Raw genomic sequence first — 21,274 nt, forward strand, 5'->3', positions numbered from 1 at the left:
AAAAGGGCCGCGCAAGCGGCCCTTTTTTATGAGGTGCGCAAGAAGAAATGGGACGAAGCCCTTGCTCCTTCTTCAATTGCGCGAACAGCTTGGGTAGTTCCCACCATCAGGGCCGGTACCACTGCTCCCGAATCTCCCCGCTAAGATGCATGCCGGAGAGTGAAGTTACGGGAGGTCTTCGTGGATGGGATCCTGAAGTTCCTGTGGTTGGCCTTTGGCCAAGCGGTCGTCGTGCTGGCCGGCGTGGTGATGATCAGTGGATTGTTTGGCATCTGGGATCCACAGGGCGCCAAGCACGCGGATGATGCCGATCCTTTCGGCGTACCGCCCTCCATGGGAGAACCGTGGATTCGCATCAGTGTCGGCCTGCTCCTCATCGTTGCGGGACGTTGGTGGGTGATGCATATCCGTCGCGCATGGCGAGATGGAGCCGATCCTTATTTCCGGCGTGGTATCGCAGGCTGGCCGACGGCACCTGTCCAGCTACTGCAGCCGCACGCGCGAACCATCGGCGCCGACGCGCCATAGGACGCCATCCTCGTACAGCGCGGCCTGGGGTATCTGCCGGGCGTGATGGATGTCGAGCCTGAGCAGGAGATCGACCTGCTCCAGAGTGATGTTGTCCACCAGGGAATGGCCGATGGCCATTCGTCGCGCGCCGTATCGGGACAGAACCCGCCGCAGGTGCGCGGCGGGATCGATCTCGATTGTACTTTCGGGACCATCGGGAAGCGCCATGCCGCGATACCAGGTCAAGCCATGCTTTCCCAGCAGTGGCTTGACGATCTCCGGCAGGCTGTCGGGCGGCGTGTGCAGATGCGGGCGCGCCTGGGCATTGGCGGCGGGGATGTCCAGATCGCGTTCAAGAAATTCGCGGCTGATGCCGCCATGCGCCAGCAGGTGATCGCCCACGCGCGCGATGACCGGTTGCTCGGCGAGCCAGGCGCCCAGGACCGAAGACGATGAGAACAGGCGCTCGTCGCCGTCCTCGCCCAGCGCGCCGGCGAAGGCGACCAGCCCTTGCGGCCAGTACTTCTTGCGCCCGCTCATGGCCAGATGTTCGTGGTTTCCGAGCACGTAGTGAAGTTGTCCGCCGGCGGTGTCGGCCTCGCCATCGAGCCGGTAGATCAGCCAGAGCAGCGCGGTCATGTCCTTGCCGCGATCCACGAAATCGCCCACCAGGGCTACATGGCCGTCGCCGTAGGTCCAATGCAGATTTCCGTCGATGACCTGCTGCGACCGCAACAGGTCGACAAATTTGTCGAACTGTCCCTCCATGTCCGACAGCATCAACAGCCGCGAAGGATTGTGTTCGTACACGGCCAGCGCGGGTGATGCCACGCGACGCAGTGGCACCTTGAACGTGGTGCGCGCCGGATTGTCGACGTGGACGCCCAGGACGGGAAGTGGCGATGCCGGCAGCCGATGGTGCGCGAGGCGCCATGCATCGCCATCACGCTCCGTCGAGATGACCTCGTAGCCATCGACAGTGGCGAAAACGTGCGGTCCTTCCCGGCCAAGCCGTGGCTTCTCCAGGAACAGGAACCGCTTCTCCGTGGCATCCCAGCCGAATGCGACGTTGCCCTGGGGATCCTTCAGGCGAAAGCCGCCGAATACCACCAGGCCGAGGGCGGCCAGCAACAGAAACGCGGTCGCACAGGCAAGGTGCCTGATCCACTTTCTCACGGGAATCCCCGACTTCGGATGGCAACAGCCTAGGCAATCCACGCGGGTTGGTTCATGAGCGGAAAGTCATGGTGCGGAAAGTGCTCCGTCAGGGTGATGCGCCTGCCTCATGGAACTCACCCCCGACACCGTACTTCCGAGAACACGGACCATTCCGCGGCTGACGTGGCTGAAGGCGCTTTGTCCGCAAAGAGAAAATCCCGACGCCTGCTGCGTGGGCACCTGCCCTTTTTCGAAAGAGGGCCATGGGCCTGCTTTCTCAGATGACGCGTCGATGCATGAAGGCGTTTCCCCCTTTCGACGAAGGGGTACCGAGGGGGATTTTCCCTTCCCTCAAGAAGACGAAAGCGTATTGATTGCCGCGCTGGAAGCCGAGGTAGCAAGAGCAGCGTCGTCCTCCCGTGTCCGCCTCACGCGATCAGACGCCGCGTCACCTCATGCCGGCCGTGTGTCTCCCGGGGCGTCACCGCCCACGCCTTCGCCGCTTCCTTCACCGCGCGCACCAGGTCCTCCTCCGGCTTGGCATACGGAATCCGCAGCCAGCCGTCGGCGCCGCCTTCCACGCTGAAGACGGGGCCGGGCGCGAGGTGGACGCCGATGCGTTCCATGTCGGCGCACAGGCGGGTGGCACTGCCGCGGGGCAACCGTACCCAGAGGGTGAGGCCACCGGCGGGCACGCGGAAGCGCCAGTCCGGCAGGTGTTCGCGCAGCGCGGCCACCAGCGCGTCGCGTCGCTGGCGCAATTGTTCGCGGCGGCTGGCGAGGATGTCCGGCTGGGCGAGGAGTTCGGCGACGACCAGTTGATCAAACAGCGAGCTGCCCAGGTCGAACTGCACGCGCGCGGTGATCAGGCGGTTGACCAGATCGCGTGGCGCGCGTATCCAGCCCACGCGCAGGCCGCCCCAGAACATCTTGGAGGCGCTGCCGAGGGTGATGGCGTCCGGGGCATGCATCGCGAAAGGCGCCGGCATCGGCGCATCCGACAACGCGGTGGGCTGCAGGGTCTCGTCGACGATGGCGGTGGTGCGGGTTTCGCGCAGCGCGGCGGCGTAGCGGGCACGCTGCGCATCACGCATCAGGAAACCGGTGGGATTCTGGAAGTCGGGAATCAGGTAGGCCAGGTGGGGTGAGGTCTGCCGCAGGGTGGCTTCGATGCCATCGAGATCCCAGCCGTCCTCACCCAACGGATTGGCCAGCGGCGAACTGATCAGCTTGCCGCCGCCCAGTCGCAGCGCTTCGATGGCGTTGGAATAGACCGGCGATTCGAGCATCACGCGATCGCCGGGCCGCGACAGCGCGCGCGCGGCGATGGCCAGCGCCGACAGCGCGCCGGAGGTGACGATGATCTGTTCCGGTGCGGTGGGCAGGCCACGTCGCACGTAGGCGGTCGCAATCATCGCCTGCAGGTGTGGCAACCCCGAGGGCAGGTAGCCGTCGCTGCCCAGATACGCGGGCAGCGCGGCGAGCGCGCGCTCGTAGGCGGCGGCGACGCCGGGCGTGGCGGCGCCGGCCGCGCAGTTGAGGTCGAGCGCTCCTTCCTGCGTGGCGCCGCTGCCCAGGGAGTGCAGGGCGTGGTCGTGCGCGCGGCGGCGTTCCACCGGCACCGCCGCGTAGGTGCCCGAACCCTGGCGGGCGGTGGCGAAGCCCGCGCTGATCAGATCCGCATAGGCGCGGGTGACGGTATTGCGGGACACGCCGAGTGCCAGCGTGACCGCGCGCTCGCTGGGCAGGCGCGTGCCCAGCGGAATGCGGCCATCGCCGATCAGTTCCTGCAGGGCTTGGCGCAGGCCCCGATAAGCGGGTGAGCGGTTGAAGTCGCCGACCAGGGCGGCGAGGCGTTCGGGGGCAAGCGCGCGGTTCATGGGGCCACTATCGCATGATTGGCTCTATGTGGAAGGGCCAATTGCCTTCATGGTGGCCCCCATGGCGACCATCTCCCCCTCCTTGGGCCTGTCCAATCTCGGCCCCCTCGCGCAGCTCAAGGCCGGGCGCCTGCCCGAACGGCTGTTCCGTCTCCTGATTGGCCTGTGGCTGTATGGCCTGGCCATCGCCCTGATGGTGAAGGGCGCCATCGGCGCCTCGCCGTGGGATGTGTTCCATCTGGGCCTGTCGCTGCATCTGCCGGTCTCCTTTGGCGTGGTGATGATCATCACCGCGGTGGTGGTGCTGCTGGGCTGGATTCCGCTGAGGCAGATGCCGGGTCTGGGCACGGTCGCCAACAGCCTGCTGCTGGGCCCGTTCGCCGACATCAGCCTGGCGATGCTGGGCACGCCGGAAAGCCTGTGGCTGCGCATCGCCTACATGCTGGGTGGCGTGGTGACCTGTGCGTTCGCCACCGCGCTGTATGTCGGCGCGCAGCTGGGACCGGGGCCGCGTGATGGCCTGATGACCGGCGTGTCCCGCCGCACCGGTTGGTCGATCCGCAAGGTGCGCACGATCATCGAAGTCACCGTGCTCATCGCAGGCGTGTTGCTGGGTGGCGTCGTCGGCGTGGGCACGGTGATCTTCGCTCTGGGTGTGGGTCCGTTGACCCAGTTCTTCCTGCGCTATCTGGTGGTACGGCTGGACGAACCCGACGCGCGCGCGTTGCCGGAGGAAGCCCGATGAACACCGACGTGCTTCGCTACAGCGCGTTCACCACGGATCCGGCCGGCGGCAATCCCGCCGGGGTGGTGCTCGACGCGCGGAATCTGTCCGATGCCGACATGCAGCGTATCGCCGCCGATGTGGGGTATTCGGAAACCGCGTTCCTGTCGCCGCGCGCGGACGGCGCGTTCGACGTGCGCTACTTCAGTCCATTGGCGGAAGTGCCGTTCTGCGGGCACGCCACCATCGCGGCGACCGTCGCGCATGCGGAGATCCATGGCGCGGGCGAGAAAGTGCTGCATACACGCGCCGGTCGGGTACCGGTGCGGGTGGATCCGCAACTGAGCGCCACCCTGACCAGCGTCGAGCCGCGCGTGGCTGCGCTGGAAGATGCGGATCTCGATCGCATCCTGACCGCGCTGCGCTGGCCGCGCGACGAACTCGACCCCGCGCTTCCGCCCGCGGTCGGCTACGCCGGGGCCTGGCATCCCGTCATCGCGGTGACCACGCGCGATCGCCTGGCCCGCCTGGACTATGACTTCGATGCGCTGGCCGGCCTGATGGCACAGCGCGGCTGGACCACGCTGAACCTGATCTGGCGGGAGAACGCGGACACCTTCCATGCCCGCAATCCGTTCCCGCCAGGGGGCGTGGTCGAGGATCCCGCGACGGGAGCGGCGGCGGCCGCACTCGGCGCCTACCTGGCGACCCGCGACGCGTTGCCGCCGCAGCGGCGTTTCATCATCCGGCAGGGCAACGATCTCGGTCGTCCCAGCCGGATTGACGTCGCGGTGCCGATGGATCCGCGCGATGGCGTCCGGGTCAGCGGCCGCGCCGTGAAGATCGAAGGCGCATGGCGGCCCCTCCGGGGTTGAACCATCGCCGCCGCGACAAGCGGATGCGCGATGGCAAGTGGAAATACGGCATAAGCACATGCGGCCCGGCCATCACCGCGCGACGCCGCTTGCGACTATGGTGAACGTCCTGCCTGGGGAGTCCGCGTGTGTCCGCCCGCGCGACACGTCGCGGTGACGCAGGCCAGCGTTGCTTCCCGATCGTCGTGGCGCTGGCGCGAATTCACGGTGTGTCACATGCGATACCCGGCATGATTTTCCTTCTCTCGCCGGATACCACATGTCGACAATCCCTCTTTCCCGGTTTCCATGGGCCGTGCTGGCCGCTGCGCTGTCTCTCCCACCAGCGGCCAGCGCGGCCGACCCGGCGCCACGGCTGGTCGGCTACGACGCGACCGCCAGCGCGGCGCAGATCGCCGTGGAGCAGCGCTTCGATCAGCACGTGGATCAGGCGGACTATCGCGGCTGGCTGCAGCAGTGGTCGGCCGCGCCCAACCAGGTGGGGGCGCCCCACAATCTGGCCAATGCGCAGGACATCCAGCGCAGGTTCCAGAGCTACGGCTGGGACGCGCGCATCGAGGAGTACCAGGTGTACTGGCCCGCGCCACGTTCGGTGGAACTGGAACTGCTGGCGCCTGCGCCCTATCGCGCCCGACTGAGCGAACCCGCGCTGGCCGCCGATCGCACGTCGGCGCAGACCCGCGACGTGCTTCCGCCGTATGTGATCTACGGCGGCAGCGGCGAGGTCACCGCGGATCTGGTCTACGTCAACTATGGCCTGGCCGAGGATTACCGGCTGCTCGCGCAGCAGGGCGTCGATGTGAAGGGCAAGATCGTCATCGCCCGCTACGGCAAGGGGTGGCGGGGCCTGAAACCGCGCCTGGCGCAGGAACACGGCGCGGTGGGCACGCTGATTTATTCCGATCCGCGCGACGATGGCTACTTCCAGGACGTCGCCTATCCCGAGGGGCCGGCGCGCAGCGAGTGGAGCGTGCAACGCGGATCGGTCCTGAACTTCGCGCGCTATCCGGGCGACCCGCTGACGCCGGGCATGCCCTCGATACCCGGCACGTCCCGGTTGTCGCCCGATGAAGCGGCCAGCGTCCTGCGCATTCCCACCGTGCCGATCAGCTGGGGCGACGCCCGCCCGTTGCTGGCCGCGCTGGGCGGGCCGATCGCGCCGGAAGCGTGGCGCGGCGCGTTGCCGCTGACGTATCGGGTCGGCGGCGATGGCAAGGTCCGGCTGCGCCTGAAGGTGGACAACGAAGCGCAGACGCGCACGCTCTACAACGTGATCGCCACGCTGCCGGGCAGCACGCATCCGGATCAGTGGGTGGTGCGCGGCAATCATCGTGACGCCTGGGTGTTCGGCGCGGCGGATCCGCTGTCGGGCACGGCCGCGCTGCTGGCCGAGGCGCAGGCGATTGGTGAACTCGCCCGGCAGGGCGAACGTCCCAGGCGCACGCTGGTGTACGCCAGCTGGGACGGCGAGGAAGCCGGCCTGCTGGGTTCGACCGAATGGGTGGAGCAACATGCCGACGAACTGCGCGCCAAGGCGGTGCTGTACGTCAACACCGACGGCAACGGGCGCGGCTTCCTGGAGGCGGGCGGTTCGCACGCGTTGCAGGCGCTGGTCAACCAGATCGCCGCGCAGGTGGAGGATCCGGACAGTGGCGTGAGCGTGCAGCAACGCTGGCGGGCGAAGCTGCAGGTGGACGCGCTTGCCGGCGACGTCAGGCCGGCGCTGAAGGAAGCGGCGCAGCGTGCCGAGAGCGGTCAGGATCTGCCGCTGAAGGCGCTGGGTTCGGGTAGCGACTACAGTCCGTTCCTGCAGCATCTGGGCTTGCCGACACTGGACCTGGGTTATGGCGGACACGGTGGCGGCGGCGGCGTGTATCACTCGCTGTACGACTCCTACGATTACTTCGCCCGCTTCATCGATCCCGGATTCCGGTACCTGCCGCTGCTGGCCAAGACCGCCGGGCGCGCGGTGCTGCGCACGGCCAACGCGCCCGTCCTGCCACAGCGCTTCGAAGACCTCGCCACCGCCGTCGACGGATTCGCGCGGCAGCTGAAACAGCAGGCCGACGCCCAGCGCAGGACCGCGGCGACGGAAAAGCGGCTGGCCGGAAGCGGCGCGTATGCCGCCATCAGCAATCCCAATCGCCCGCTGGCCGCACCCGCGCTCGAGCCTGCCGTGCCGGCGCTGGATTTCGGCGCGCTGGACAAGGCGATTGTCCGGTTGACGGAAACCGCGAAGCGACTGGATCAACGTCTGGCCGACAAGGGGGCGTCGCTGCCACCGGCGCGCCTGTCCGCCGTCAACGCGGCGATCCAGCGGCTGGATCAGGCATTGCTGACGCCGGAAGGACTGCCCGGCAGGCCGTGGTATCGCAATCTCGTCTACGCGCCCGGTCTGGCGACCGGCTACGAGGTGAAGACGCTGCCGGGTATCCGTGAAGCCCTCGAAGACGGACGCTGGGACGATCTCGGCCGTTACCTCGACAAGACCGTCGCCGCCCTGGACGCGTATCGCGCCGGACTGGCTGCGCTGGAGGCGGACCTGGCGCATTGAGGCGGATGCCGACGGCGGGGCAGGCGCGTTTCCCACGCCGGACAGCGCGGAAAATCGCCCATGCCTGCATTTGACAGCCGACAAGGACAGGCTATCTTGGCGCTCCCACCGCGTACCGGCCGGCCCCGGCGGAACCCGCGCATGCCCACGTTTCCGCGGACAGGTGAGTGTTCCCCCGTCAGGTCGATCGCACCATGATCCAGTTCAAGAACATCGGCAAATCCTTCGCCACGCCCTCCGGCGAAACGGTGGCGCTGCGGCCGCTGGATCTGGAGATCCGGCAGGGCGAGATCTTCGGCATCATCGGCCAGTCCGGCGCGGGCAAGTCGACCCTGCTGCGTCTGATCAACGGCCTGGAGCGACCCACCCAGGGCCAGGTGTTCGTGGAAGGGCAGGACATCGCCGCACTGCCGGATCCGGAACTGCGCGCGGCGCGCCGCCGCATCGGCATGATCTTCCAGCACTTCAACCTGTTGTCGTCGCAGACCGTGGCGAACAACGTGGCGTTCCCGCTGCAACTGGCCGGCATGAAGCGTCCGGAGATCGAACAGCGGGTCGCGCAATTGCTGGCGCGTGTCGGCCTTCAGGCATTGGCGGATCGGTATCCGGCGCAGTTGTCCGGCGGGCAGAAGCAGCGTGTCGGCATCGCGCGCGCGCTGGCCACCCAGCCGCAGCTGCTGCTGTGTGACGAGGCGACCAGCGCGCTCGACCCGCAGACCACCCAGTCGATCCTGCGCCTGCTGGCGGATCTGAATCGTGAACTCGGGTTGACGATCGTGCTGATCACCCACGAGATGGAAGTGGTACGCAGCATCTGCCATCGGGTGGCGGTGCTGGACGCGGGGCAACTGGTGGAAGCCGGACCGGTGACGCAGGTGTTCCTGCATCCGGCCCATCCGACCACGCGCCAGTTCGTGGTGGACGCCGAGCACCTGGACGAAGACGAACAGCGCCGCGCGCTGGACGCCGTGCCCGGCCGCATCCTGCGGCTGACGTTCCTCGGCGGCGACACCTACCGGCCGCTGCTCGGCCAGGTCGCGCGCCAGACCGGCGTGGACTACACCATCCTGGGCGGCCGCATCGGCCGTATCCGGGATACGCCGTATGGCCAGCTCACCATTGCCATGACCGAAGGCGACGCGGATGCCGCCACCACCCGCCTGCAACAGGCCGGCGTCGATGTCGAGGTGCTGCGCGCATGAACCTGATGGCGACCGTGCTTGGACTGGAACCCGCGAAATGGGGCGAAGTGCTGGTGGCGAGCGGTGACACCCTGCTGATGCTGGCCGGCGCGCTGCCGCTGACCCTGCTGCTGGGTCTGTTGCTCGGCGTGCTGCTGTTCCTCAGTGATGCCCGCCAGCGGCTGGAGAATCGCTGGCTGCACGGCGCGCTGGCGCTGCTGGTCAACCTGGTCCGGTCGGCACCCTTCATCATCCTGATGATCGTGCTGATTCCGGTGACGACGGCGTTGGTGGGTACGTCGCTGGGCGTGCGCGGCGCCATCCTGCCGCTGGTGGTGGGCGCGGTGCCGTTCTATGCGCGCCTGGTCGAGACCGCGTTGCGCGAGGTGCATCCGGGCGTGATCGAAGCCAGCGAGGCGATGGGCACCACCACCTGGCAACTGGTTCGCCGGGTGCTGCTGCCGGAAGCGATGTCGGGGCTGCTGGCCGGCGCGACGGTGACGGCGGTGGCCCTGATCGGATTCACCGCGATGGGCGGCGCCATCGGCTCCGGCGGGCTGGGCGATCTGGCGTACCGGGACGGCTACCAGCGTTCGCAGACCGCGGTCGCGGTGATCACGGTGGCGTTGCTGCTGATCATCGTCCAGCTCCTGCAGTGGCTGGGTGACAGCCTGGTCCGTCGCTTCAACCGCCGCTGACTCTCTTTTTTTCTGTCCCCGGGATTCCCCATGAAGAAGTTGTTGCTCCCGTTGTCGCTGCTGCTGCTGGCCCTGGCCGCCTGCAAGCCGGCGGCGAAGTCCGACGATACCCTCACCATCGCCGCCACCGCCGTGCCGCACGCGGAAATCCTGGACGTGGTCAAGCCGCTGCTGGCCAAGGAAGGCGTGAAGCTGGAGGTGCGCGTGTTCAACGACTACGTGCAGCCCAACGATCAGGTCGTGCAGGGCCAGATCGACGTGAACTACTTCCAGACCGAGCCCTATCTGAAGGCCTACAACCAGGACCGCGGCACGAAGCTGGAAACCTACATCGGCGTGCACATCGAACCGTTCGGCGCATATTCGCGACGCTACAAGTCGCTGGACGCCCTGCCGACCGGCGCGGACGTGGTGATTCCCAATGATCCGAGCAACAACAGCCGCGCGTTGATCCTGCTGCACCGCGCCGGGGTCATCCAGCTCAAGGATCCCTCCAACCAGATGGCGACCCTGCGCGACATCGCCGCCAATCCGAAGCAACTGAAGTTCCGTGAACTGGACGCCGCCATGCTGCCGCGCGTGCTGGATCAGGTCGACCTGGCGCTGATCAACACCAACTACGCGCTGGACGCCGGCCTGAAGCCGACCCGCGACGCCCTCGCCATCGAGGACGCGAAATCGCCCTACGTGAATTTCCTGGTCGGTCGCCCGGAACTGCGCGACGACCCGCGGGTGAAGAAGCTGGAAGCGGCGCTGACCAGTCCGGCCGTGCGCGAGTTCATCCAGAAGAAGTACCAGGGCGCGGTGTTGCCGGCGTTCTGATCATGCGGTCCTGGCCGGTCCGTCTCTGACGGCAGTGACAATGGACACCACCGGCCAATGCGTTAGCGAGGGAGAGCAACTTGCAGGATGAAGACATCCCGCGTATGCAGGCAAGGGAGCCTTTGAACTGGGCGCGTATCACCCGCTACGCGGTCTTGATGTTTCTGATTCATTTCTCCATCGGCGTGCTAGAAGGCGCACTTGCGCCAAGTGCATCCGACACGGAGGCAGGGATACGGCAGATGGTGACAGGACTGGCCGTCGCCTTGCTGGTGAACGTACTGATGTTCGCCCGCCTGGTCTATCGCCAACGTGAGCGCCGCTTGCAGCACGTAGCACTCGTTTTTCTGCTCATGCTTGGCATCGCCCAGACATTCAATGCCGTGATCGGGCTGTGGCTATCGTCGGAACAGCCTGTAGCGCTGACCGTGCTGGAGTGGTCGGTGTCCGTGTCGGGAGTACTGCTTGGCACGTTGGCGGGATACGCTGCCAGTATCCGCCGGGGGATGGAAAGGTAGTTACATTGCGGCTCGGTTGCCACGGAAGATCCGTAACAACCGAGTCTTTCGCTTACACCCGACCGAACACCAGCGTCGCGTTGGTGCCGCCGAAGCCGAAGCTGTTGGACATCACCGTATCCAGCTTCGCGTCACGGCTTTCGCGCACGATCGGGAAGCCTTCGGCGCGCGGATCCGGGGTATCGATGTTGGCCGAGCCGGCGATGAAGCCGTCGCGCATCATCAGCAGGCAGTAGATCGCCTCGTGCACGCTGGCGGCGCCGAGCGAGTGGCCGGACAGGGCCTTGGTCGAGGACAGCGGCGGCATCGCGTCGCCGAACGTGCTGCGCACGGCTTCCAGTTCGACCATGTCGCCCAGTGGCGTGGAGGTGCCGTGGGTGTTGAGATAGTCGATCGGCGCGCTCACGCCTTCCATCGCCATCTGCATGCAGCGCACCGCGCCTTCGCCGGACGGGGCGACCATGTCGGCGCCGTCGGACGTGACACCGTAGCCGAGCAGTTCGGCATGGATGCGCGCGCCGCGCTTCACCGCGTGGTCGTAGTCTTCCAGCACCAGCATGCCGCCGCCGCCGGCGATGACGAAGCCGTCGCGATCGGCGTCATACGGACGCGAGGCGTGGGTCGGATCCTCGTTGCGCTGGCTGGACAGCGCGCCCATGGCGTCGAACATCATCGTCAGCGCCCAGTGCAGTTCCTCGCCGCCACCGGCGAACACGATGTCCTGGCGGCCGGCGCGGATCAGGTCCGCCGCCGCGCCGATGCAGTGCGCGGAGGTCGCGCAGGCGGCCGACAGCGAATAGCTCACGCCCTTGATCTTGAAGGCGGTGGCCAGCGTGGCCGAGACGGTCGAGCACATCGTGCGCGGCACCATGTACGGGCCAACCTTGCGGATGCCGCGCTGACGCAGCAGATCCGCCGCCTCGATCTGCCATTCGGCCGAACCGCCGCCCGAACCGGCGATCAGGCCCGTGCGCGGCTGGCTGACCAGCGCTTCGTCCAGGCCGGCGTCGGCGATCGCGTCGCGCATCGCGAGATACGCATATGCGGCGGCGTCGCCCATGAAACGCTTCTGCTTGCGATCGATCAGGGCCTCCAGATCCAGTTCCGGCGCGCCGCCGACCTGGCTGCGGAAACCGAGTTCGGCGTATTGCGGCAGATGACGGATGCCCGAGCGGCCTTCGCGCAGCGCGGCCGAAACGGTGTCGGAATCGTTGCCGAGGCAGGAAGTGATGCCCAGACCGGTGATGACGACGCGGCGCATGCTCAGAAACTCTCCGTGGAAGTGAACAGGCCGACGCGCAGATCGCGCGCGGTGTAGATCTCGCGGCCATCGACCAGCATGCGGCCGTCGGCCACCGCCAGCACCAGCTTGCGGTTGATCACGCGGCTGATGTCGACTTCATAGGTCACCCGCTTGGCGGTGGGCAGCACCTGGCCGGTGAACTTCACTTCGCCGGTGCCGAGCGCGCGGCCACGGCCGGGCGCGCCGATCCAGGTGAGATAGAAACCGGTGAGTTGCCACAGCGCGTCCAGGCCCAGGCAGCCGGGCATCACCGGGTCGCCGAGGAAGTGGCATTGGAAAAACCACAGGTCCGGATGGATATCCAGTTCCGCCCGCACCATGCCCTTGCCGTGCGTGCCCCCGTCTTCGCGGATCTCGGTGATGCGATCGAACATCAGCATCGGGTCGTTGGGGAGGCGGCCGGCCTCCGGGCCGAACAGTTCGCCGCGGGCGCTGGCCAGCAGCTGATCCCGGGTAAAGGAAGCGGGGGATTTCATGAGCGATCCGACAGGTCAGGAACCAGAATAATGCACAATTGTGCATACAGTTGTATTGACCCAGATCAGGCGCGCTTTTCCGTACGCCGGCGTAGGCGGGCGAAGAACAAGGCAGCGCTTGGATTTGCATGGTGCGCGACGGCGCGGCCGGATCCCGATGGGAAAGGCATGCGGCGGCGTACGGTGCGCAAACTGCGCGATCCGTGGCGTCGGCGACGCGGCGCGATAGGCTGGCGCCAGTCTGCGGAGGGTCGATGTCATCCGCGGAGTCACAACGCAGCGAAGGAAGTCCGTGAACGCGTCCGCCGATCTCCTCCTTTCCCGAACCGGTGTCGATTCCCTCCCTGCGCCGGATTGCGCGGCCGGAATCGGGCACGGGTTCGATCAGGCCGGCTTCGCCGTCATCGCGGACGTGTTGGCGGAGGAGGCGTGCGCGCGCATCGCGCGACTCGTCCCGTCCTCCGACGGACCCGGAAGCCGGCACTTGCTGGAACAGCCCTGGTGTGCCGACATCGCGCGGGGGATCCGGCGGCACCCGCGCGTGGCGGCGCTGATCCCGGCGGCGCATGCGGCGGTCCAGTGCATCCGTTTCGAGAAGTCCGCGTCCACCAACTGGCTGGTCGCCCTGCATCAGGACCTCGGCATCCCGGTCGCCGCGCGGGTGGAACATCCGGAACTCGCGGGCTGGTCGGAGAAGGACGGCGTGTTGCACGTGCAGCCGCCGGTGGCGCTGCTCCGGCAACTGATCGCGGTCCGCCTGCATCTGGATGATTGCGGCGTGGACGATGGACCGCTCCGTGTAGTGCCAGGTTCGCACCGGCTGGGTCGGCTTGATCCGGGAGCCGCATTGCGGTGCCGCGCCGAGCATGGCGAAGTGGCGTGCGTTGCGACGCGGGGTTCGGTCATGGCGATGCGGCCGCTGTTGTTGCACGCCTCTTCCCGGGCCACGGGGGGAAGCCGGCGCCGCGTGCTGCATTTCGTGTTCGGGCCACGCGTGCTTCCGCATGGATTGCGATGGCGATTCGGCGCTTGATGCCATGCGCAGGATGCCCGGCGCCACCCGATATGAATTACGGCAACCGCCCCCGGGAATGGCCATGAGAACCCTCTGTCTGTTGTCGGGAGTCCTGTCGATGGCGGCAGGCTTCGGCCTGATCATTTTCGTCGTATGGGCGGGAGAGGCCTCGCTGCATCTCGGTTCACCGCTGAGACTGCATGGCGACTTCTCGCACCTGGTCGAGGCGGGAGCGCCCGGACGCCGCGCGGCAAGTCTTCATCGCGTGGGACTGCAGGTGATCGACACCCTCGACACCAGCCTCGACGTGCACGTGGCCAGCGCGGCGCTCTTCGTTGCGTTGGGCCTGCTCCTGCTGCTGTTGTCCAGGACGTTCAGTCCTCGGGCTTCTCGCCTTCGCTCGACTGGCTGATCCGGAACACATGTCCATCCGGATGGCGGACATGCATCTCGCGCACGCCCCAGGGTTCGTCCGTGGGTGGCCAGGTCACTTCGATGCCGTTCGCCAGACAGGTCCGGTGGATGCTGTCCACGTCGTCGACCCAGATGGACATCCACACGCCACCGGTCTCAATCAACGGACCGCCGGCATCCTGCCGGTGTCCCTGTCCGTCCAGGCACATGAAGATCTCGCATTCGCCGGAACCGACCGCGCCGAAGGTCGGCGGGCTGCCCCAGTCCCAGCACTTCTCCCAGCCCAGCGCCTTGAACCAGGCGAAGCTCTTTTCCATGTCCGAGACGTTGAGAATGGGGGTGATGTGTTTGGCGTGCATGGCGGGGATTGGAAATTGGGGATTCGGGATTCGGGATTCGGGATGACCGGCCGTGTGGCCGTTGAAAACCGGGATCCGGGAAAAGCATGGCAGCTTTTGCCTCCCCTTGATCAGCCATCCGGCGGTTGCCTCCTTCTTTGCAAAAGGGGAACTGAGGGGGATTCGCTTCTATCGCGAAGAGCAAATCCCCCGTCACCTGCTTCGCAGGCGTCGCCCCCTTTTTCCAAAGGGAGCCAAGTCGGCTTCAATCGTGCCGCAGCGCCGCAATCGGATCCAGCTGCGCCGCCTGCCGCGCCGGATACACGCCGAAGGCCAGGCCGACCAGCGCGCAGAAGCCCGCCGAAAGCAGGATCGGCAGCGGGGCCCAGGCGACCTGCCAGCCGGCGAACATCGCGATCAGGTAGGCCAGCACGCCGCCGAACACCAGGCCCAGTACCGCGCCGGCGATGCAGATGACCGTGGCCTCGCGCAGGAACTGCGCGATCACGTCGCGCCGGCGCGCGCCGAGTGCGCGCAGCAGGCCGATCTCGCGGCGACGTTCCAGCACGTTGGCGAGCATGATGTTCATGATGCCGATGCCGCCAACCAGCAGGCTGACGCCGGCGATCGCGCCCATCACCACCTGGAAGATGCGCTGGGTCTGCTGGTGCTGCTGGAACAGTTGCTGCGGCACGATCAACTGGTAGTCCGCCATGCCGGCGTGGCGCTGGTCGAGCACCGCCGCCAGCACGCCGGCGCCGGCCGCCAGCCGGGTCGGATCATCCAGCCGCAGCAGGAACCGATCCACTTCGTCCTCCTGCGGCTGGAAGCGGAAACGCGCGCGCGCGCTCGCCAGCGGCACGTAGATGCGGTTGCTCTCCGAGCCCAGTTGCACGCCTTCGAAATTGTCCTGGCCCAGATCGCGGTCGGCGAGCACGCCGATCACTTCCAGCCATACATGGTTGACCTTGATCAGGCCGCCAACCGCGTCGCCCCCGGGAAACAGATCCGCGGCGGCCTGGTGGCCGAGCACGGCCACTGAGGACAGCATCGCCTCGTCCTCCGCGCCGAAGGCGCGGCCGTCGCGGACGCGCAGTGACGACAGGCCGAACCAGTCGGCGCTGACACCGCTGGCCTGCGCATCGCTGCGGCCGGCATCGCTGAACACGGTATGGGTGCGGATGATCTTCTCGGCGGCATGGCGCTCGGCGCCGGGTACGACGCTGCGCGCGGCCTCGGCATCGGCCACGGTCAGGCCGAGACTGCGCTCGCGTGTTTCCTTCAGCGTGTCCTCGTCCTGCTGCTTGGCCTCGGCGATCAGGTTGTGCAGACCCAGTCCCTCCACCAGCCGCAGCGCTTCGCGACGGCTGCCTTCGCCGACGGCCTGCATCGCCACGATCGCGCCCACGCCGAAAATCATTCCCAGCAGCGTCAACAGCGTGCGCAGGCGTCGCCGCCACAGTTCTTCCACGGCTTCGCGCCAGACAGTGGGCAGGCGGTTGAACAGTCCCTTCAGCGGAGCGCCACTCATGCTTTCTTTTCCTGCTTGTCGTCGGCGCTTTCGCCGACCGGCGCGGTGTCCTTGCCGGCCTCCTTCGCGTCATCCTTCGCATCGTCCCCGGGTGCGGGGACCTCGACCTGCGACAGCCGCACCTGGTCGCCGGGCTTCAGGCCGGACAGCACCTGCGAACGCGCGGTGCCACGCACGCCCAGCTTCACTTCGCGGGCGATGTAGTCGCCACCCTGTCGCAGTCGTACCCAATGGCGGCCATCGCGCTGTTCGATGGCGACGTTGGGCACCGCCATCGCGTCCTTCGCATCCAGCAACATCACGGTGGCCTCGAAGCGCTGGCCGGGCAGCAGGCGATGGCGCTCCACCGCGGCGGCGGGCACCGGCGCGCGCATGGACAGGAACTTCACCGGGCTCTCGCGATTGCGGACCTTGGCGGCGCTGGCGACCCACGACAGCTTGCTTTCGATGCGCTGATCCGGCCGGCCCAGCGGGTGCAGCACCACCGCATCGCCGACCTGCACGCCCTGCGCCTCGATCTGCGGCAGATCGATCTCCACTTCCATCGCGCCGGTGTCCGGCAGGTTGCCGAACTCGAAACCGGCGCGCAGGTTGGCGCCGACCATGGGCTTGTCGCCGGACCAGTTGGCCGACAGCACCAGCACGCCGTCGTTGGGCGCGCGCAGTTCCAGTGCGTCCAGATCCGCCTTGCGGCTCCTGGCATTGATGTCGAAGGTCGCGCGCTGCGCGTCGAGCACCGCCATTTCCGCATCGCCGCGCACGCCGGATTGATCGCGTTGCCATTGCAGCGTGCCCTGGCGGACCTGCAGGTATTCCTTGTCCTCGATGGCGTCCAGCACCTGGTTGCGCGCGACGGTGCTCAGATCCGCCTCGGCATAGCGCTGGGCGATGCCCAACTGCACGGCGACCTGCGACAGATCCACTTCCACCCGGCCCAATGCCGAGTCCAGATCGCCTTCCTTCGCGATCCGCGCCAGCGCGTTGCGCTGCAGATCGATCATCGCCTGCGCCAGCTGCTGCTCGCCATCGGGCGAGATGAAGCGCGCGAGCAGATCGCCTTTCTTCACCAGCGAACCTTCCGGCAGCATCCATTCCACCTGCCGCGCGGTCCAGTTCTCGCCCGGCACCATCAGCGGCGTCGGCTTGGCCGAGCGCAACTCGCCCTCGCCACGCACGGCGATGCGCAGGGCGCCCGGCGCGACGGTTTCGGTGGCGACCGGCGCCTCGGACTTGCCGCAGGCGGCCAGGGCGCAGGCGAGCGCCAGCATCAGGCCGGCTCGCCGACAGCGCTTCATTTGGCACCTCCGGCGACATCCGACACGGTCAACTCCACCCGAACCGCCTGGCCGGGGCGCAGCTTCGCCTTGGCGTCATCCAGGCGGATGTCCAGATCCAGAATCGGCACCGGCTGCACCTGCGACTTGCTGCGCACCGCGCGCCCGATGCCGGCGACCTGGCCGCGGTGGACACTGCCGCCGCCGCCTTCGATCACGATGCGCGCGGGCACGCCCATCTTCACACGCTGCAGATCGCGCTCGGGCAGCTGCGCGCGCACGGCCAGGGTGGTCGGGTCGGGAATCTCGGCCACGGTCTGGCCGCGCCAGACCTGTGAGCCGACATCGAACTTCTCTCCGTTCCAGCTGCTCTTGTGCATGATCACCCCGTCGCGCGGCGCCGGCAGGTTGAGCGCGGCGATCGAGGCCTGCAACCGGGTCACGTCGGCCTGGGCCTGCCGCAGTTCCGAATTCACCAGCCGCAGTTCCTGGCGGCGCTGTTCGGCGGCGGCGCGTTCGGCGATCCGGGCCAGTTCCGCGAGACGTTCGGTGCGGCGGCGTTCCTCGACCAGCTTGTCGTACTCCAGCGCGGCGATCAGTTCGCGCGGCTGCTCGGTCTTGCGACGCGCCTTGTCGCGCTTGGCCTCGGCCTCGGCGGTGGTCAGGCGCTGGCTGCGTTCGCGCTCGGCCAGATCCAGGGTGAGGTTCTCCAGCGTGCGCTGCTTCTCCTGCAGCAGGCTCTGCTTCTCGCTCAGCTGGCGAACCAGATCGCTGGTGTCGAAGGCCACCACGATGTCGCCTTTCTTCACCGCGCTGCCATCGGGCGCGAGCTGGGTGATGTTGAACTGCCACATGCGATCCACCGACGGTGGTATCAGCTGGGAGCTGCGCTGGGCGTAGACCTCGCCATCCACCCGCAGGGTGGCGGCCTGGACCGCCGGCGGCGCGGCGGCCAGCGCGAGGACGAACAGGGAAACGCGCAGGGAAGTGCGGGCGGATTTCATCGGGCCTTGCCTCCGGTCGCGGCGGGTGCCTGCGGTCGGGCGATCACGCGCACGCTCATGCCGGGCATCAGGGTCAGGGTGTGGGCGTCCAGGGTCACGTCGACGGTGAAGTAGCGGCCCTCGCCCCATTCGGGTTTGCGCTCGGGCGCGCCGGAAATGAATTCGATGCGGCCGGGCACGCGCTTGCCGGGCACGGCGTCGAAGCTCAGGTCCACCGGCTGGCCGATTTTCAGGCCGCGTCGATCCGGTTCCAGCGCCCATGCGCGCACGCTCATCCGCCCGCTGCTCACCACCTCGCCGGCCTTGCTGCCGGGCATGGTCGAGGAACCTTCGTCGATGCGGCCACCGATCCAGTTGTTGTTGAAACCGTGCACGACCACGCCGTCACGATCGGCCTTGACCTCGGAGGTCCGCACCATCGCGGTGTGGTAGTCGCGTTGCAGTTCCAGCTTCCGCACCTGCAATTGCCCGTCGCTGACGCTGCGCTGCACGGCGGCGCGCGCCGTATCGAGCTGCTTGCGCTTGAGCGCGGCCTCGCGGGTGGTGCGATCCAGATCGCCCTGATAGCGGTCGTAATCCAGCGCGGAAATCAGTTCGCGCGGAATGCGCGCGTCCAGCTTCGCGGTGGCCAGTTCGGCTTCGGCGTCGACCAGTTCGGTTTCCGCCTGCACCGCCTTGACCTGCAGTTCGGCCACGTCCTTGGCGTTCTTGGCCAGGGTCTGTTCGATCTCCGCGTCCAGATCGGGAATGCGGCTGGCGGACTGGCCCGGGTCGATGCGCAGCACCACGTCGCCCTTCTTCACCCGTTCGCCCTCGGGCACGTAGTAGCGGACCACCACCGGTGAGCTGTTCGACTGCGGGGTGAGGATCTGCTGCGCGTCGATCGCGCGCACCTCGCCGGTGAGCACCACCGCGTGCGCGGACGAGGCCAGCGCGGCCAGGCACAGGCCGGCGAGCACGGACTTATTGCAGCGCGTCATGCTCGACCCTCCCGTCGCGCAGTTTCACCTGGCGCGGCGCGCGCGCGGCGATGTCGTTGTCGTGGGTGACCAGCACGACGGTCTGGCCGCCGGCATGGACTTCATCGATCAGCGCCAGCACGTCGGCGGCGCTGCGCGAATCGAGGTTGCCGGTGGGCTCGTCGGCGAGCAGCAGCGCCGGCCGCAGCAGCAGGGCGCGGGCAATGGCGGCGCGCTGCATCTGGCCGCCGGACAGTTCGCTGGGCCGATGGTCGCGGCGTTCGGCCAGGCCGACCCGGTCCAGCAGGGTCATCGCGTGCTCGCGGGTTTCGGCCGGCGGCTGGCGATGGAAACGCAACGGCAGCAGCACGTTCTCCAGCACGGTCAGGCGCGGCAGCAGGTGGAAGCTCTGGAACACGAAGCCGATGCGCCGGTTGCGCAGGTCGCTGCTGGCCTCGTCGTCGAACGTGGCCACGTCGCGGCCCTCGAACAGGTAGCGTCCCGCATTGGGGTGGTCCAGGCAGCCGAGGATGTTCAGCAGGCTGGATTTGCCGGACCCGGACGGGCCGGTGATGGCTACGAATTCGCCGCTTTCGATGCGCAGGTCCACGCCTGCCAGCGCTTTCACGGTCTGCCCGCTCATGGCGTAGTGGCGCTGCACGCCATGCAGTTCAATCATTCCCGCTCCCCCGAGGTCCGACTGGCAACCGACCTCCGGCCGGGCGCGAAGGTTCCCCTTCGTCGCCTGCCCGCATCGGCGCCATCGGATGTTGTGTTCCAGCCCGCCATTTCAGCGGACCGGCCGGGAGCATCAAGTCCCTTTGGTCATGGTGCCCGGCGATTGGAGTGACCGGGCAGAAGAAACACGCCGTCCTGCGCCCGGTACGCGTGCAGGCGGGCCGGAAACGCAAGTGTCGCGGCGACGCCGCTTTCGGGATCAGGCCGCCGGACGCGCGGTGCGCGCCTGCGCGGTGAACGTCTGGATCCGGGCGCAGGCCCAGGACAGGCCCGCGCAGGCCAGGCCGAGCAGGACCCAGCCGGTGGCCGCGTCACCCAGCGCCTGCTGGAAGGCCGTCCAGACCGCCGCGCCGTAGCGGACGCCGACGATGCCCAGGACGATCACCAGCGCGACCGCCAGCCAGCGGGACAGCAGGCGCTCGATGCCGGCTTCGCGTTCGGCGGCCTGGCGGGCGACCACCGCCGCGAAATCCATCGGCGGTTCGCGGCGCGGGCGCGACTGTACGGCGCGGGCCACGACGCGGTAGTCGCGCGCGCGCGCGTCCAGCCCGTCGTCGTCGCCTTGACGGGCCGCCCGTCGGCCGCGCTCCTGCTGATCCCATTCGGTGGCGTCGAACGCCGGTTCGGAGGGCGCGCCCTCATGGAACGTGTTCTTGTCGCGGGTATTCATGCGGGAACTCCGATGCGGGCTTCCAGAATCTCGCGCAACCGCTTGCGGCTGCGGAACAGGTGGCTCTTGATGGTGCCTTCGGCCAGCCCGGTGGACCGGGCGATGTCGCCGATGGGCATTTCTTCCAGATGGTAGAGCGTGAGCAGCATGCGCTGGAGCGGCGGCAGGGCGTCGATGGCGGCATGCAGATGCGCCTGCATGTCCTCGTCGGCCGTCACCGCCTCCAGATCGAAACCGTCGCTGACGCGTTCGGCCGGGGCGAGGCCATCCTCGTCCTCGCGGATATCGGCCAGCGGCAGGCGCTTGCGTTCGATGTGCCGCAGCGCCACCGAGCAGGCCACCTGCGCCACCCACGACTTCAGCGCGCTGTCGCCGCGGTACTGGTGCAGCGAACGATGGATGCGCAGGAACACCTCCTGGCACAGCTCGCGGGTATCGTCCGGGTGCCGCACGATGTCGTCCACGATGCGCCAGCACAGGCCCTGATAGGTCCGCACCAGTTGCTCGAAGGCGCCGCGCCGGCCCGTCAGCACGGCCGCGACCAGATCGTGGTCGGCCTGCGGGGCGGTATCGGGCGAGGAGACAAGGGCGGGCATCCGCATAGGGATACGCCGGAGGGACGAACGGTTGCA

General features: G+C 67.7%; 22 protein-coding genes. 10 read left to right on the top strand and 12 right to left on the bottom strand.

The genetic code is table 11. The features are described 5' to 3' along the window. The first annotated feature begins 180 nt into the window (after positions 1-180). On the top strand, positions 181-528 hold the full coding sequence (locus tag AC3DEZ_RS03615) for a hypothetical protein (protein ID WP_488386984.1): 348 nt from the start codon (positions 181-183) through the stop codon (positions 526-528). Here the strand turns inward: AC3DEZ_RS03615 and AC3DEZ_RS03620 are convergent. After that, positions 484-1,686: a metallophosphoesterase gene (locus AC3DEZ_RS03620; RefSeq protein ID WP_488386985.1), complete on the bottom strand. Its 1,203-nt coding sequence runs from the start codon at positions 1,684-1,686 to the stop codon at positions 484-486. The genes AC3DEZ_RS03615 and AC3DEZ_RS03620 overlap by 45 nt on opposite strands. 410 nt (positions 1,687-2,096) lie before the next feature. Then, positions 2,097-3,548 carry a MocR-like transcription factor YczR gene (gene yczR, locus AC3DEZ_RS03625; protein ID WP_488386986.1) on the bottom strand — a complete coding sequence of 484 codons (1,452 nt, stop codon included), beginning with the start codon at positions 3,546-3,548 and terminating at the stop codon, positions 2,097-2,099. A gap of 61 nt (positions 3,549-3,609) precedes the next feature. On the opposite strand from yczR, the gene yczE reads away from it, so the two are divergent. From yczE to AC3DEZ_RS03660, 7 genes are all read left to right on the top strand, one after another. Continuing rightward, complete coding sequence (yczE, locus tag AC3DEZ_RS03630) at positions 3,610-4,293, top strand: membrane protein YczE (protein WP_488386987.1); 684 nt, start codon at positions 3,610-3,612, stop codon at positions 4,291-4,293. After that, on the top strand, positions 4,290-5,147 hold the full coding sequence (locus AC3DEZ_RS03635) for a PhzF family phenazine biosynthesis protein (protein WP_488386988.1): 858 nt from the start codon (positions 4,290-4,292) through the stop codon (positions 5,145-5,147). Before yczE ends, AC3DEZ_RS03635 begins: the two co-directional genes overlap by 4 nt. Before the next feature lie 259 nt (positions 5,148-5,406). Further along, a complete protein-coding gene (locus AC3DEZ_RS03640; RefSeq protein WP_488386989.1) occupies positions 5,407-7,701 on the top strand; it encodes a transferrin receptor-like dimerization domain-containing protein in 2,295 nt (764 codons plus the stop codon). Positions 7,702-7,895: 194 nt separating this feature from the next. Then, positions 7,896-8,903 (top strand): methionine ABC transporter ATP-binding protein, encoded by a 1,008-nt coding sequence (locus AC3DEZ_RS03645; protein ID WP_488387048.1) that lies wholly within the window; start codon positions 7,896-7,898, stop codon positions 8,901-8,903. Next, positions 8,900-9,580, top strand: coding sequence for a methionine ABC transporter permease (locus tag AC3DEZ_RS03650; protein ID WP_488386990.1), 681 nt, complete (start codon positions 8,900-8,902; stop codon positions 9,578-9,580). Before AC3DEZ_RS03645 ends, AC3DEZ_RS03650 begins: the two co-directional genes overlap by 4 nt. Positions 9,581-9,610: 30 nt before the next feature. Further along, the gene (locus AC3DEZ_RS03655) at positions 9,611-10,402 is read left to right on the top strand and encodes a MetQ/NlpA family ABC transporter substrate-binding protein (RefSeq protein ID WP_488386991.1); all 792 of its coding nucleotides are present in this window, start codon (positions 9,611-9,613) and stop codon (positions 10,400-10,402) included. 80 nt (positions 10,403-10,482) lie between these two features. Then, positions 10,483-10,920 carry a hypothetical protein gene (locus AC3DEZ_RS03660; protein ID WP_488386992.1) on the top strand — a complete coding sequence of 146 codons (438 nt, stop codon included), beginning with the start codon at positions 10,483-10,485 and terminating at the stop codon, positions 10,918-10,920. A gap of 52 nt (positions 10,921-10,972) precedes the next feature. Here AC3DEZ_RS03660 and fabB read toward each other — a convergent pair whose 3' ends face one another. Both fabB and fabA read right to left on the bottom strand, forming a co-directional pair. After that, the gene (gene fabB, locus AC3DEZ_RS03665) at positions 10,973-12,181 is read right to left on the bottom strand and encodes a beta-ketoacyl-ACP synthase I (RefSeq protein ID WP_488386993.1); all 1,209 of its coding nucleotides are present in this window, start codon (positions 12,179-12,181) and stop codon (positions 10,973-10,975) included. Positions 12,182-12,183: 2 nt separating this feature from the next. Next, complete coding sequence (fabA, locus tag AC3DEZ_RS03670; RefSeq protein WP_447104444.1) at positions 12,184-12,699, bottom strand: 3-hydroxyacyl-[acyl-carrier-protein] dehydratase FabA; 516 nt, start codon at positions 12,697-12,699, stop codon at positions 12,184-12,186. A 292-nt stretch (positions 12,700-12,991) separates the two neighbouring features. Here fabA and AC3DEZ_RS03675 point away from each other — a divergent pair, with 292 nt between their 5' ends. After that, positions 12,992-13,732: a phytanoyl-CoA dioxygenase family protein gene (locus tag AC3DEZ_RS03675; protein WP_488386994.1), complete on the top strand. Its 741-nt coding sequence runs from the start codon at positions 12,992-12,994 to the stop codon at positions 13,730-13,732. 64 nt (positions 13,733-13,796) lie between these two features. Further along, the gene (locus AC3DEZ_RS03680) at positions 13,797-14,126 is read left to right on the top strand and encodes a hypothetical protein (RefSeq protein ID WP_488386995.1); all 330 of its coding nucleotides are present in this window, start codon (positions 13,797-13,799) and stop codon (positions 14,124-14,126) included. Here AC3DEZ_RS03680 and AC3DEZ_RS03685 read toward each other — a convergent pair. The 8 genes from AC3DEZ_RS03685 to AC3DEZ_RS03720 all read right to left on the bottom strand — a co-directional run bounded on the left by AC3DEZ_RS03685 (position 14,089) and on the right by AC3DEZ_RS03720 (position 21,238). Beyond that, entirely contained in the window at positions 14,089-14,487 is a 399-nt protein-coding gene (locus AC3DEZ_RS03685) for a VOC family protein (RefSeq protein WP_488386996.1), read from the bottom strand. The genes AC3DEZ_RS03680 and AC3DEZ_RS03685 overlap by 38 nt on opposite strands. Before the next feature lie 244 nt (positions 14,488-14,731). Then, positions 14,732-15,997, bottom strand: coding sequence for an ABC transporter permease (locus tag AC3DEZ_RS03690; RefSeq protein WP_488386997.1), 1,266 nt, complete (start codon positions 15,995-15,997; stop codon positions 14,732-14,734). Beyond that, a complete protein-coding gene (locus AC3DEZ_RS03695; RefSeq protein WP_488386998.1) occupies positions 15,994-17,292 on the bottom strand; it encodes an efflux RND transporter periplasmic adaptor subunit in 1,299 nt (432 codons plus the stop codon). Before AC3DEZ_RS03695 ends, AC3DEZ_RS03690 begins: the two co-directional genes overlap by 4 nt. Beyond that, positions 17,289-18,275, bottom strand: coding sequence for an HlyD family secretion protein (locus AC3DEZ_RS03700; RefSeq protein ID WP_488386999.1), 987 nt, complete (start codon positions 18,273-18,275; stop codon positions 17,289-17,291). The genes AC3DEZ_RS03695 and AC3DEZ_RS03700 overlap by 4 nt, the downstream gene beginning before the upstream one ends. Then, positions 18,272-19,255, bottom strand: coding sequence for an HlyD family secretion protein (locus AC3DEZ_RS03705; protein WP_488387000.1), 984 nt, complete (start codon positions 19,253-19,255; stop codon positions 18,272-18,274). Before AC3DEZ_RS03705 ends, AC3DEZ_RS03700 begins: the two co-directional genes overlap by 4 nt. Further along, positions 19,239-19,913, bottom strand: coding sequence for an ABC transporter ATP-binding protein (locus tag AC3DEZ_RS03710; protein ID WP_488387001.1), 675 nt, complete (start codon positions 19,911-19,913; stop codon positions 19,239-19,241). Before AC3DEZ_RS03710 ends, AC3DEZ_RS03705 begins: the two co-directional genes overlap by 17 nt. A 258-nt stretch (positions 19,914-20,171) precedes the next feature. After that, on the bottom strand, positions 20,172-20,642 hold the full coding sequence (locus AC3DEZ_RS03715) for a hypothetical protein (protein ID WP_488387002.1): 471 nt from the start codon (positions 20,640-20,642) through the stop codon (positions 20,172-20,174). Then, positions 20,639-21,238: an RNA polymerase sigma factor gene (locus AC3DEZ_RS03720; protein WP_488387003.1), complete on the bottom strand. Its 600-nt coding sequence runs from the start codon at positions 21,236-21,238 to the stop codon at positions 20,639-20,641. Before AC3DEZ_RS03720 ends, AC3DEZ_RS03715 begins: the two co-directional genes overlap by 4 nt. Between the last annotated feature and the right edge of the window lie 36 nt (positions 21,239-21,274).

The organism is Pseudoxanthomonas sp. 134C1 (genome assembly GCF_057773065.1).

What these genes read in the sequence shown, in the direction of transcription:
- yczR (WP_488386986.1), bottom strand. Translation starts at nt 3,548, where the DNA reads ATGAACCGCGCGCTTGCCCCCGAACGCCTCGCCGCCCTGGTCGGCGAC.
- yczE (WP_488386987.1), top strand. Translation starts at nt 3,610, where the DNA reads ATGGCGACCATCTCCCCCTCCTTGGGCCTGTCCAATCTCGGCCCCCTC.
- AC3DEZ_RS03635 (WP_488386988.1), top strand. Translation starts at nt 4,290, where the DNA reads ATGAACACCGACGTGCTTCGCTACAGCGCGTTCACCACGGATCCGGCC.
- AC3DEZ_RS03640 (WP_488386989.1), top strand. Translation starts at nt 5,407, where the DNA reads ATGTCGACAATCCCTCTTTCCCGGTTTCCATGGGCCGTGCTGGCCGCT.
- AC3DEZ_RS03645 (WP_488387048.1), top strand. Translation starts at nt 7,896, where the DNA reads ATGATCCAGTTCAAGAACATCGGCAAATCCTTCGCCACGCCCTCCGGC.
- AC3DEZ_RS03650 (WP_488386990.1), top strand. Translation starts at nt 8,900, where the DNA reads ATGAACCTGATGGCGACCGTGCTTGGACTGGAACCCGCGAAATGGGGC.
- AC3DEZ_RS03655 (WP_488386991.1), top strand. Translation starts at nt 9,611, where the DNA reads ATGAAGAAGTTGTTGCTCCCGTTGTCGCTGCTGCTGCTGGCCCTGGCC.
- fabB (WP_488386993.1), bottom strand. Translation starts at nt 12,181, where the DNA reads ATGCGCCGCGTCGTCATCACCGGTCTGGGCATCACTTCCTGCCTCGGC.
- fabA (WP_447104444.1), bottom strand. Translation starts at nt 12,699, where the DNA reads ATGAAATCCCCCGCTTCCTTTACCCGGGATCAGCTGCTGGCCAGCGCC.
- AC3DEZ_RS03680 (WP_488386995.1), top strand. Translation starts at nt 13,797, where the DNA reads ATGAGAACCCTCTGTCTGTTGTCGGGAGTCCTGTCGATGGCGGCAGGC.
- AC3DEZ_RS03685 (WP_488386996.1), bottom strand. Translation starts at nt 14,487, where the DNA reads ATGCACGCCAAACACATCACCCCCATTCTCAACGTCTCGGACATGGAA.
- AC3DEZ_RS03690 (WP_488386997.1), bottom strand. Translation starts at nt 15,997, where the DNA reads ATGAGTGGCGCTCCGCTGAAGGGACTGTTCAACCGCCTGCCCACTGTC.
- AC3DEZ_RS03695 (WP_488386998.1), bottom strand. Translation starts at nt 17,292, where the DNA reads ATGAAGCGCTGTCGGCGAGCCGGCCTGATGCTGGCGCTCGCCTGCGCC.
- AC3DEZ_RS03700 (WP_488386999.1), bottom strand. Translation starts at nt 18,275, where the DNA reads ATGAAATCCGCCCGCACTTCCCTGCGCGTTTCCCTGTTCGTCCTCGCG.
- AC3DEZ_RS03705 (WP_488387000.1), bottom strand. Translation starts at nt 19,255, where the DNA reads ATGACGCGCTGCAATAAGTCCGTGCTCGCCGGCCTGTGCCTGGCCGCG.
- AC3DEZ_RS03710 (WP_488387001.1), bottom strand. Translation starts at nt 19,913, where the DNA reads ATGATTGAACTGCATGGCGTGCAGCGCCACTACGCCATGAGCGGGCAG.
- AC3DEZ_RS03715 (WP_488387002.1), bottom strand. Translation starts at nt 20,642, where the DNA reads ATGAATACCCGCGACAAGAACACGTTCCATGAGGGCGCGCCCTCCGAA.
- AC3DEZ_RS03720 (WP_488387003.1), bottom strand. Translation starts at nt 21,238, where the DNA reads ATGCCCGCCCTTGTCTCCTCGCCCGATACCGCCCCGCAGGCCGACCAC.